Source organism: Rhodococcus sp. P4_B6, from assembly GCF_056402215.1.
The window spans coordinates 20,349-33,604 of the sequence record NZ_JBFUHV010000036.1; the positions used below are offsets into that span (position 1 = coordinate 20,349).

The following is a 13,256-nucleotide window of genomic DNA, read 5'->3' on the forward strand; positions in this document are numbered from 1 at the left end:
ATGGGCGACGTTCCCCTCACTATCGCCCAGTACATCGAGCTTCGCGGCGACATCGACCTCGACCTCCTGACCGAGGCCAGCAAGCGCACCGGCCGGGAGTTCGGCTCCGGCTTCCTCCGCCTCGTCGAGATCGACGGCGTTCCGTACCAGTACGTCGACAAGGCGCTCGACGACGCCATCACTTATGTCGACCTGCGGGGCGAGGACGATTCCGTCGACGCCGCCGAGAAGTGGATGCGGGCCAACTACAGCGCCCCCGTCGACCTTCTCGAGGACCGCCTCGTCGTGGTCTACCTGCTCCACGTCGGCGAGAACCACTACTTCTGGTTCTGCCGCATTCACCACATCGCGCTCGACGGCTTCGGCGCGATGGCGCTGATCGCGCGCATCGCCGAGATCTACACCGCACTGGTCGAGGGCGCCGAGCCGCCGGCCTGCCGCGCCGAGGACCTGGTCCGGATCGTCGAGGACGAGCAGCGGTACCGCAATTCCGACCGCTTCGCGAAGGATCGCGAATACTGGGCCGAACGCACCGCGCACCTGCCCGAGGCCCCGAGCCTGGCCGGTCGTGCCGCGATGGTCGGCAAGTTCGCGCGACTCTCCTCCGAAGCACTGCCCGAGTCCACCGCCACCCTTCTCGACGAGGCGCTGGGCGGCAGTAACGCCAGTTCCGCGCCCATCGTGGTGGCCGCGTTCGCCGCGTACCTGGCCCACATGACCGACCGGACGGACGTCGTCCTCAGCCTGCCGGTGTCGGCCCGCACCACCGCCACGTTGCGCCGCTCCGGTGGAATGGTGTCCAACATCGTTCCGCTCCGCCTCCAGATCACCCCGGAGATGACCGTCCCCGAGCTGGTCAAGAGCGTGCAGATCGAACTCACCGGGGCCCTGCGCCGCCAGCGCTACCGGCACGAGGACATCCGCCGCGACGCCGGCGCGCCCCAGGGGCAGCGCGGCTTCTTCGGACCCTCGATCAACATCATGATGTTCCACAGCGAGATCAAGCTGGGAACGGTCACCGGGCACCAGAACGTCCTCACCACCGGACCGGTCGAGGACCTCTCGCTCAACATCTACCAGGGTGTGGCAGGCAGCAAGATCCACATCGACTTCGAGGCCAACCCCAACCTGTACTCGGCGGACGAGCTGGACCGTCACCACAGCCGATTCTTCGACTTCTTCGAGCGCTTCCTCGGCGCCGGCGACGACGCCTCGGTGTCCGACCTGGCCACGATGAGCGGTGAGGAGTACGAGCAGGTCGTGACGCGGTGGAACGGCGACGTCGTGGCCCCGCCTGCGGGCACCGTCGTCGACCTGTTCGACGCCCAGGTCGCGCGCACGCCCGACGCGACGGCGCTCGTCTTCGAGGGCGAGGAGCTCACCTACGCCGAGTTCGACGCGCGGGTGAACCGCCTCGCCCGGACGCTGATCGGCCGTGGCGTGGGTCCGGAGACCAAGGTCGCCCTCGCGATCCGCCGCTCACTCGACTCCATGGTCGCGATGTACGCCGTCGTCAAGGCAGGCGCCGCATACGTGCCCCTCGACCCCGACCACCCCGCCGAGCGCACCGCATACGTGCTCGACAGCGCCCGCCCGCTGTGCATTCTCACAGTCGCGCGGGACGGTCTCGTCTTCCCCGCCGATCACGACGTCGTGGAGATCGACGCCGTGGATCCGAGCGGCGTTCCGGCGGGCCCGATCCGCGACGAGGAGCGGACTGCGGGCCTGCGGGCCGCCAACCCGGCGTACGTCATCTACACGTCCGGGTCCACCGGGCGACCGAAGGGTGTGGCGGTGAGCCACGCTGCCGTCCTGAACCAGGTCACGTGGATCGCGTCGCGCTACGGCCTCGACGCGCACGACGTCGTGCTGCAGAAGACGCCGACGACGTTCGACGTGTCGGTCTGGGAACTGTTCGCTGCACTCGCCTCCGGGTCGCGCGTGGTGATCGCCGCGCCCGAGGGGCATCGCGACCCCACCTACCTCGCCGACGTGATCGCGCGCGAGAACGTCACGGCGACGTCGTTCGTCCCGTCGATGCTGTCGGTGTTCGTCTCCGAGGCCGACCGCGAACAACTCGTCAGCCTGCGCGTCGTTCTCGTTGCGGGAGAAGCGTTTCCGCCTGCCGTCGCAGCGGCGTTCCGGGCGAAGTCCGGCGCCGAGTTGCACAACCTGTACGGCCCCACCGAGTTCACCGTGCACGCCACCGCGAGCGAGGTGGATCGGGAGTCGGTCCACACGATCCCCATCGGCACCCCGGTGTGGAACACCGAGGCGTACGTGCTCGACGGTCACCTCCGGCCCGCACCCATCGGATCCGCGGGAGAGCTCTATCTCGCGGGCGCCCAGGTGGCCCGCGGCTACGAGGGCAGGCCGGATCTCACCGCAGAACGCTTCGTGGCCAATCCTTTCGACGCCGCGGGTACCCGCCTGTACCGCACCGGCGACCTCGTCAAGTGGCGCGTCGACGGCAGCATCGAGTACCTCGGCCGCACCGACTTCCAGGTGAAGGTGCGCGGACTGCGGATCGAGCTGGGCGAGATCGAGTCCGCGATGTCCTCGTATCCTCATGTGGCGCAGTCGGTTGTGGTCGTGCACGACAGTTCCCTCGGGCAGCGGCTCGTCGGTTACGTCGTTCCCGAGGCCGGTTCCGCGGTGGACGTCGACGATCTGACGGTCCACGTCGGCCGCGCGGTGCCCTCGTACATGGTTCCCGACGCCGTCATGGTGCTCGCCGAGATGCCGGTCGGCGCGAGCGGCAAGCTCGACCGGAAGGCGCTGCCCGAACCCACGTTCGCGGCGGAGTCCAGCGAGTACGTGGCTCCCCGCAGCACCATGGAGGAGTCGATCGCCGGCCTGTTCGCCGAGGTCCTCGGTCTGCCGCGCGTCAGTGTCGGCGACTCGTTCTTCGCGCTCGGCGGCGACAGCATCGTCTCGATCCAGCTGGTGTCCCGCGCGAAGGAAGCCGGCGTCCTGTTCACAGCCCGGGACGTCTTCGAGCGCAAGACCGTTGCCTCGCTCGCCGAGGTCGCGAAGTCCGCATCCGAGTCGGCGACGGTGCACGTCCTCGAGGAGTTGCCGGGCGCCGGTATCGGCACCATGCCGCTGACCCCGGTCGTGCACTGGATGACGGAGCTGGGTGGCGACTTCCACCGGTACTCCCAGTCCATTCTCCTCGCGCTGCCGCCGAAGGTGGAGCGCGAGCGCCTGGTGCGCACGCTGGCGGCCGTCGTCGATCGCCACGACGCCCTGCGTTCGTCGTTGCGGCGCAACGACTCTCCGTCCGGGTGGTCGCTGGAGGTCGCTCCGATCGGCTCGGTCGACGTCGACCGCCTCGTCGATCGCGTCGAATTCACCGACGGTCCCGGCACCGGCACGTTCGAGTCGTTGGCAGCGCACGCCCTCGAGCGCACCGTGGACAGGCTGGACCCGGCGACCGGCGGTGTGGTGCGTTTCGTCTGGTTCGCGCCCGCCGAGGACTCCGCCGAACCCGCACCTCGGGACGCCGCGGACGGCGACACCGCGGAGGCGGAGAGCGCCCCGCGGACGGGACGCCTGCTCGTGGTGATCCACCACCTCGCGGTGGACGGCGTGTCCTGGCGAGTGCTGGTGCCCGACTTCGCGTCCGCCTGGGGGCAGATCGCCGCCGGGGCCGACCCGCTGCTCCCGGCCGTCGGGACCTCGGTCCGCCGCTGGGCGCACGGCCTCGCCGACAACGCGCGCAGTGCCCGGCGCGTGGGCGAACTGGACTACTGGCGCACCACGCTGGACGGTGCGGACCCGCTGATCGGTTCGCGCGCCCTCGACGGCCGCGACACGGTCTCGACCACCGGGCGGGTCCGCCTGGAGGTCCCGGCGAACGTCACCGACGGTCTGCTGACCGACGTGCCGCGCGCCTTCCACGGTGGCGTGAACGACGGTCTTCTCACCGCCCTCGCGCTTGCCGTCGCGGCGTGGCGCGCGGAACGCGGGATCACCGAGTCCTCCACGCTCGTGCACCTCGAAGGCCACGGCCGCGAGGAGACGGTGCTCCCCGGCGCCGACCTGTCCCGCACGGTGGGCTGGTTCACCAGCATGTTCCCGGTCCGGTTGTCGGCGCCCGGCGTCGACGTCCGTGACGCCCTCGCCGGCGGTGCGGCCGCAGGTCAGGCCGTCAAATCGGTGAAGGAACAACTCGCGCGCGTACCCGAGCACGGCATCGGTTACGGAATGCTGCGGTTCCTCAACGCCGAGACCCGCGCGGTTCTCGCGGCGCTGCCGAGCCCCCAGATCAGCTTCAACTATCTGGGCCGCGTGTCGGTCGGCGAGATTCCCGCCGCGTTCCGGGCTGCAGGCTGGGTCCCCGACACCGACACGATGGAGCTGACCGGCACCCGCAACAGCGAGATGCCGGTGCACTTCGCCCTCGACATCAACGCGATGATCGTGGACGTCGAAGGCGAACAACGACTTTCGGCCACCGTCGACTTTCCGCAGGGTGTCCTCACGGACGCCGAGGTGGGGGAGCTCACCGGCCTGTGGACGCGCGCGCTCGAAGGGCTCGTCGAGCACACGAAGCGGCCGGGAGCCGGCGGCCGGACGCCGTCGGACCTCGACCTCGTTCCGCTGAGCCAGCGCCGGATCGACACCCTCGAGAGCGACTACCCCGCGCTCGCCGACGTCTGGTCGCTGGCCCCGCTGCAGGTGGGCCTGCTGTTCCACGCGTCGCTGGCCGGTGCCACCACCGACGTGTACACCACTCAGCTGGTCATGGACCTGGGCGGATCCGTCGACACCGGCCGACTCCGCCGCGCCGCGGAATCGCTCGTCGCCCGGCACCCCAACCTGCGCACCGCTTTCGTCGCGGGCGACGACGGCACCGGCATGCAGGTGGTCGTCGACCGGGTGGACGTGCCGTGGACGCACGTCGACCTGTCGGCCTCGTCCGAGCACGACCGGGACGCCGAACTCGATGCGCTGATGCTCGCGAACCGGACGGACCGGTTCGACATGACGGCCCCGCCTCTGGTGCGATTCCTGCTGGTCGAGACGGGTGCGGACCGCTACCGGTTCGCCGTCACCAACCACCACATCCTGCTGGACGGCTGGTCGCTGCCGATCCTCATCCAGGATCTGCTGACCCTGTACGCGGTGGACGGCGACGCGCTGGCGCTGCCGCAGCCGCGTCCGTACCGCAGCTACCTCGAGTGGCTGGCGGCACAGGATCCGCAGGTGTCGGTGGACGCGTGGGCGAAGGCCCTCGGCGGTGTCGAGGAGCCCACCCTTCTCGCGCCTGCACATACGGAGACGGCTCCGGCGCTCACCCCCGGTGAGCTCGTCATGGATCTGCCGGACGACCTGCTCGCCGACATGACCGCGCGTGCGCGCGAACTCGGCGTCACCATGAACACGCTGGTCCAGGCCGCGTGGGGAATCGTGCTGGGCAGGCTGACCGGGCGGGACGACGTGGTGTTCGGCACCACCGTCTCGGGCCGTCCGCCGCAGGTGCCCGGCATCGAGTCGATGCTCGGGCTCTTCATCAACACCCTGCCGGTCCGGGTCCGCGTGCAGGCAGGCGACGCCGTGCGCACCCTGCTCGACCGCATCCAGCACGAGCAGACCGAGTTGCTCGAGCACCATCACGTCGGGCTCACCGACATCCAGCAGGGGCTCGGACTCGGAGCGCTGTTCGACACCCTGATGGTCTACGAGTCCTACCCGCTCGACCGTGAAGCCCTCACGAAGAACAGCGACATCGAGGGACTCCGCGTTCTCGACGTGACGTCCAACGACGCCACGCACTACCCGCTGGCGATCGTCGCGATGACCGACCCGCGGCTGCACCTGACCGCCAAGTTCCTTCCCGAGCTGTTCGAGGCCGCCGAGGTCGAGGAGATCATGGCGCGGGTCGTCCGCGTGCTCGGGGCGTTGTCCGGGGACGTAGACACGCGCATCGCGGACATCGACATCCTCGCTCCCGACGAGCGCGCGTCGCTGCTCGCGGCGCACGGCACCGACGCCGCCGCACCGCTGTCGCTGCCGGAGATCCTCGCTGCGGCCGCGGCGGAGAACGGCGAGCGCATCGCGCTCGTCGCGGACGGCGAGTCGATGACCTACGCGGAACTGGACGCGCGCTCGAGCCGTCTCGCGCGCGTGCTCATCGACCGCGGAGTCGGACCGGAAACGTCTGTGGCGCTCGGGATGACGCGCTCGCAGCACTCGGTGATCGGAACGTGGGCCGTGGCCAAGGCCGGCGGCACGTTCGTGCCCGTCGACCCCCGCTACCCGTCCGAGCGCATCGCGCACATGGTCGCCGACTCCGGCGCGATCCTCGGCCTCACCGTGTCCGCTCAGCGGGACGACCTTCCGTCGGGTGTCGACTGGCTCGCGCTGGACTCGTCCGAGTGCGAGTCGCTGTGCGCCCCGAAGTCGCCGGAGCCGGTGACGGATTCCGAGCGGACCGTGCCGGTCCGGCTCGAGGACGCGGCCTACATGATCTACACGTCCGGCACCACAGGTCTGCCCAAGGGCGTCGTCGTCACCCACACGGGTCTGGCCAACTTCTCCGCCGAACAGCGCACCCATTACGGGGTGAGCCCCTCGGCGCGGACCCTGCACTTCGCGTCCCCGAGTTTCGACGCGTCCGTCCTCGAACTGCTGCTCGCGTTCGGTTGCGGCGCGACGATGGTCGTGGCCCCCGCCGACCTGTACGGCGGCGAGGAACTGCGACACTTCCTCGCGGACAACGACGTCACCCACGCCTTCGTCACGCCCGCCGCGCTCGCGTCGGTGGAGCCGGCCGGACTCGATCGGCTCGAGGTCGTCGTCGTCGGCGGCGAGGCGTGCCCGCCGGAACTGGTGGAACGCTGGGCGCCGGGCCGCCGGATGTACAACGGCTACGGTCCCACCGAGGCCACGGTCATGAGCAACGTCAGCAACATGCTGGTGCCCGGGAACCGGATCGAGATCGGCGGTCCCGTCTGTGCCGTCACCGTCTACGTCCTCGACGCACTCCTGCGCCCGGTACCCGTCGGCGTGGCAGGGGAGCTGTACATCGCGGGCCCCGGTCTCGCCCGCGGATACCACGACCGTCTCGGCCTCACCTCCGAACGATTCGTCGCCAACCCGTTCGGTGAGAACGGCAGCCGGATGTACCGCACGGGCGACATCGTCCGGTTCGTCGCCGACCCCGGGCACCGCGCCGGTTACGGGGTGGAGTACGTGGGCCGCAGCGACTTCCAGGTGAAGGTCCGCGGCTTCCGCATCGAACTCGGCGAGATCGACGCGGCGCTGGTGGCGCACCCGAACCTCGAATTCGCGGCCACCCTCGGCACGTCGCTGCCGTCGGGATCGACGGCCCTCGTGTCGTACGTGCTGCCGACCGCGGGTGCCACGGTCGACGTCGCCGAGGTGACGCACTTCGTCGGCGACACACTGCCGGCGCACATGGTGCCGAGCGCGATCGTCGTCCTCGACGAAATCCCGCTCACCACGGCAGGCAAACTCGACCGGAAGGCTCTGCCCGAGCCCGATTTCGACGCCCTGCAGGGCGAGATGGTCGAACCGCGCACACCCACCGAGGAACTGGTCGCCGGTGTCCTCGCGGACGTGCTCGGGCTTCCGAAGATCAGCGTCGCCGAGTCGTTCTTCGACCTCGGCGGCAACTCGCTCGTCGCGACGAAGGCAGTTGCGCGGCTCAACGCCGCCGCAGGCACCCGACTGGGCGTGCGCGAGTTGTTCGAGGCGCCGACCGTGGAGCGGCTCGCCGCCAAGGTCGCCGAGCAGGCAGGCACCGGCTCGGACCGCCCGGCGCTCGTCGCGCGGCCGCGCCCCGAGCGCGTTCCGCTGTCGATGGCGCAGCAGAGCATGTGGCTGATGAACCGGTTCGACACGGCGTCCTCGGCGTACAACATCCCGCTCGCCGTTCGGCTGTCCGGTGCACTCGACATCGACGCGATGTCGTCGGCCGTCTCCGACGTACTCGCGCGGCACGAGTCGCTGCGGACGGTGTTCCCGGACTCCGCCGACGGGCCGTACCAGCAGGTCGTCGACGTCACCCAGGTTCCGTTCGACCTCACGCCCGTGCGGGTGCCCGAGGCCGGGCTCCACACGGCCCTCACCGAATTCGCCACCGAGGGATTCGACGTCACGGTCGCGCCCCCGCTGCGGATCCGGCTGTTCGCCACGAGCGAGAGCGAATTCCTGCTCGTCCTCGTGGTGCACCACATCTGCGCCGACGGCGCGTCGATGGCGCCGCTCGCGCGGGACGTCATGGTCGCCTACAGCGCGCGCACCGCGGGCGCGGCCCCGCTGTGGCAGCCGCTGCCGGTGCAGTACCCCGACTTCGCGCTCTGGCAGCGTGACGTCCTCGGCGACCCCGCCGACATGCGGTCGCTCGCGGGCAAGCAGATCGCCCACTGGGCGGACACCCTTGCCGGGGCACCCGAGCTGATCGACCTGCCGCTGGACCACGTACGCCCGGCCAGGCAGTCGATGCTGGGCGACTCGATCGACTTCGCGATCACCCCGGAGTTGCGGCGCGGCCTCGAAGCGGTCGGCAAGGACCACGGAGCGTCCCTCTTCATGGTGACGCACGCCGCACTGACGACGCTGCTGTCGCGGCTGAGCAACAGCGACGACATCACCGTCGGCACCCCGCTCGCCGCACGCGGCGACCAGGCGCTCGACGACCTCGTCGGCATGTTCGTCAACACCCTCGTCCTGCGTACCCACGTGCGGCCGGGAGATTCGTTCTCCGGTCTCGTCGACCGGGTCCGCGAGGGTGACCTGGCGGCATTCGGCAATTCCGACGTGCCGTTCGAGAAGATCGTGGAGGCGCTGCGGATCCGGCGCTCGGCGGCCTATTCGCCGCTGTTCCAGGTGATGCTGTCGTTCCAGAACAACCGGATGGACGCGCTCGAACTGCCCGGGCTGACCGTGCGCGTGATCGACGACATGGCGCAGGGCGCCAAGTACGACCTCACGTTGACGATCACCGAGAAGGCCGACGAGTCGGGTCGGCCTGCGGGTCTGGGCGGGCGGTTCACGTTCGCCACCGACCTGTTCGAGCGCGGCACCGCCGAACGTATCGCGGAACGGTTCGTCAGGATCCTCGAGGCCGTCGTCACCGATCCCGGTGTCGCTGTAGGCGACATCGACATTCTCACCGAACACGAGAGAGCAAAGTTGAGCCAAGCGCGACCTGCCCGCACGATGACAGTTCGCGAGCTGCCGCAGCTTCTGGCTGCTGCGGTCGACGTCGCCCCCGACGCCGTGGCCGTCGCCCACGACGGCATGCAGGTGACGTACCGCGAGTTCGACGAGCGCCTGCGCTTGATGTCGGCTCCGCTGTCCGAGCGGGGCATGGGCCCCGACGCGATCGTGTCCGTCGTGCTGTCCGGCCTGGTTCCCACCATCATGATGGCCCCGCCGTCGGAGGACGGGAAGGACGGCTTCGGCACGATCCTCGACCAGGTCATCGCGGACGCGCACGCCCTGGTCGGCGACATCGAGATCGTGGCGCCCGCACCGGAGATCGTCGCCGGACCCGAGGCGGAGACCGCGGAGACGGAGGGCTGGCCGCTCGAACTCTTCGTCACCCGCTGGCAGGAGTGGGTCGAGCGCGACCCGCAGGCTCCCGCCGTCGTCGCCGGGGGTGTCTCGACCACCCGCGGCGAAGTGAACCGTCGCGCCAACCAACTCGCCCGCGAACTGGTGTCGCGGGGGGTTCGCCCCGACGACGTCGTCGCACTCCTCACCCCCCGATCCCTGGAATGGGTGATCGGGATGATCGCCGCCTGGAAGGTCGGCGCGGCCTACTCGCCGTTCGACCAGAAGTGGGGGATCGAGCGGATCACGGGACTGGTCGACGACAGCGGAACGCGGGCCGTGGTGGCCACCCGGTCCTGGAGCGGGCTCACCGGCGCACCCATCGGCAACGCGGCGCTCGACGACCCGATCGTGCTCGACGATCCCGAGACGGTGCGTCACCTCGCCTCACTCGACGACACCGATTTCCCGCACGATCCGTGGTCCGACGAGCACGCAGGCAAGCGCCTGGGGCACGTCATCTCGACGTCGGGCTCGACCGGACGGCCCAAGCCGACGATGGTCCCGATGCTGGGTCTGTCCAACAACTACCAGTCGTACCAGGGCGACCTCCGGGTGAAGGACGGCACCGGACTGCTGATCGCGAACTCGCCGCTGTTCGACCAGACGCAGAAGAACATCTGGGTGGGACTCGCGTACGGCGGCGTGCTCCACCTCGCCGACGACGGCTTCGATCCGGGACCGATTCTCCGCATGATCGGCACCGGCGACGTCCAGATCACCAACCTCGCGCCGAGTGCGTTCGAGGTCCTCACCGAACTGGACACCGAGGGTGTCCTGCCCAACCTGAAGGTGATTCTCCTCGGCGGTGAGATGCTGCGGCCGGCGGCGTGCACGGCGCTGATCGGCACGGACTCGCGCCTGCTCAACAATTACGGTCCGACCGAGGCCTCGGTCACGTGCTCCTCGTACGAACTGGACCTCTCCACCGCGGACGCCGAGAAGTGGCCGGTCCCGTTCGGCACCGCGTTCCGCGGTGTCCGGTACCACGTGCTCGACGGCCGGATGCGCCCCGTGCCGCCGGGAGTGACCGGTGACCTGTACATCGGCGGCCAGGTCCTGGCCCGCGGTTACGGCAACATGTTCGGCACCACCGCGTCGCGGTTCGTGGCGAACCCGTTCGAGGGGCCCGGCGCCCGCATGTACCGGACCGGCGACCGCGTCCGCGAACTCGACCACGGTGGGCTCGTGTTCGTGGGCCGCAGCGACTTCCAGGTCAAGATCCGCGGTCTCCGGATCGAACTCGGCGAGATCGAGGCCGCCCTCACCGCGAACAGCGCGGTGCAGAAGTCGGTGGTGGTCGTGCACGACAGCGAGCAGGGTCCCCGGCTCGTCGCGTACGTCACCGCGACCGCGGGCACCGAACTCGACGTCGACGCGACCGTGGACGCACTGCGGGACGTGCTGCCGTCGCACATGATCCCGGACACGGTGATGGTCCTCGACGAGATGCCGCTCAACGCGAATCTCAAGGTCGACCGCAAGGCTCTTCCGGAACCGGTCTTCACCACCGGCACCGCCGAATTCGTCGCCCCGCGCACGCCGCTCGAGGAGATCGTCGCCGGCATCTTCGGTGACGTGATCTCCGCGCCGCGGGTGGGCGTCGACGAGTCGTTCTTCGACCTCGGTGGCAACTCGCTCAGCGCCACCCGGGTGGCTGCCCGCGTCACGTCCGCGACCGGCACCGAGGTCGGGATCCGTGACCTGTTCGAGGCGCCCACGGTCGCGACCCTCGCGAAGCTCGTCGAAGACCGGGCCCACACCGGCACCCGCCGCCCCGCGCTCGTCGCGGCACGGCGCCCCCAGGCGTTGCCGCTGTCGCTCGCGCAGCAGCGGATGTGGTTCCTCAACCGTTTCGATCCGTCTTCACCCGCGTACAACGTTCCGCTCACCGTGCGGCTGCGCGGCGAACTGGACGTCGACGCCCTGGCCGCGGCGCTGTCCGACGTCGTCGCGCGGCACGAGGTGCTGCGGACCGTGTTCCCGGACTCCGATTCCGGTGCGCACCAGGTGATCCTGCCCGCCGCCGACGTCGACCTCGCTCTCGAACCGGTCGACGTCCGCGAGGAGGACCTGCGGGACCGGATGTTCGAGTTCGGGTCCACCGGCTTCGACGTCACCGACACGATCCCGGTCCGGACCCGCCTGTTCCGGCTCGGCGCGAACGACCACGTCCTCGTGCTCGTCATGCACCACATCGCGTCCGACGGCGCCTCCACGCTGCCGCTGGCCCGCGACGTCATGACGGCGTACGCGGCCCACCGAGAGGGCACGGAGCCCGCCTGGCCGGTGCTGCCCGTCCAGTACGCCGACTACGCGCTGTGGCAGCGGGACGTGCTCGGTTCCGAGGACGACCCCGATTCTCTGGCCGCCGCGCAGATCGACTTCTGGTCGAAGACCCTCGCGGGTGTCCCCGACGTGCTGGCTCTCCCCATCGACCGCCCCCGCCCGACGGTGCGGTCGATGGCAGGCGCCTCCGTCGGCTTCTCCGTCGACGAGGACGTGCACCGTCGTCTCGGCGAGGTCGCGCGGGCGCACAACGTGTCTGTGTTCATGGTGCTGCACGCCTCACTGTCCGTGCTGCTGGCGCGGCTCAGTTCGAGCACCGACATCGCCATCGGCGCCGCGGTGGCCGGTCGCGGCGACGAGGCGCTCGAGAACCTCGTCGGCATGTTCGTCAACACGCTGGTGCTGCGGACCGAGGTCGAGCCCGGAACCTCCTTCGGCGAACTGCTCGAGCAGGTCCGCACCCAGGACCTCGCCGCATTCAGCAACCAGGACGTTCCGTTCGAGCAGTTGGTGGACGCCCTGAATCCGACCCGGTCCACGGCGTACTCGCCGCTGTTCCAGGTCGTGCTGACCCATCAGGTCAACGGCATCCCGTCGCTCGAATTCGCCGGACTCGAGGCGACACCCGGTGCCGTGGACGTCGAGTTCAGCAAGTTCGACCTCACCGTCGACCTGCGCGAACTGTGGTCGGACGAGGGTGCGCCCACCGGGATCACCGGTGTTCTCGGGTACGCCACCGAGATCTTCGACGCGGACACCGTGCAGGGCTTCGCGGACCGCTTCGTGCGGATCCTCACCGCCGTCGCGGGCGGCGGAACCGACGTCGCGGTGGGGGACATCCCCATTCTCGACGCCGCGGAGACCGAGGAACTGACACCGGTCCGCGGTATCGAGGGCGTCGCGCCCACCACGCTCGTCGAACTGCTCGAGGCTGCGGTCGCCGCGAACCCGGACGGGGACGCGATCGTGTCGGGCGGCGACAGCATCACCTACCGCGAACTGGACGAGCGCTCGAACCGGGTGGCGCGCATTCTGATCGAACGCGGGGTCGGCGCGGAAACGTTCGTCGGGCTCGGCATCACCCGCTCGATCCCGTCCATCGTCGGCATCTGGGCCGTCGCCAAGAGTGGCGGCGCGTACGTGCCGATCGACCCCGGGTACCCGGACGAGCGCATCGCCCACATGGTCACCGATTCCGGTGTGACACTGGGCCTTTCCGTGAGCTCCGAGGTCGGCAGGCTTCCGCGGGACGTCGACTGGCTGATCCTCGACAGCGACGACTTCGTGGACGCCTCGGCGCGCTACTCCACGGCTCCCGTCGCGGAGGCGGAGCGCCGGACGGCGGTCACACCGGCCAACAGCGCCTACGTGATCTACAC

The 13,256-nt window shown here is 69.9% G+C and carries 1 protein-coding gene (only partly in view); it reads left to right on the forward strand.

From position 1 onward, the window contains the following. Positions 1-13,256, forward strand: the beginning of a protein-coding gene (locus tag AC1DWT_RS19290; RefSeq protein ID WP_477921847.1) for a non-ribosomal peptide synthase/polyketide synthase. It continues 20,494 nt past the right edge of the window; the window shows 13,256 of its 33,750 coding nt (coding positions 1-13,256); the start codon lies at positions 1-3; its stop codon lies beyond the right edge, outside the window.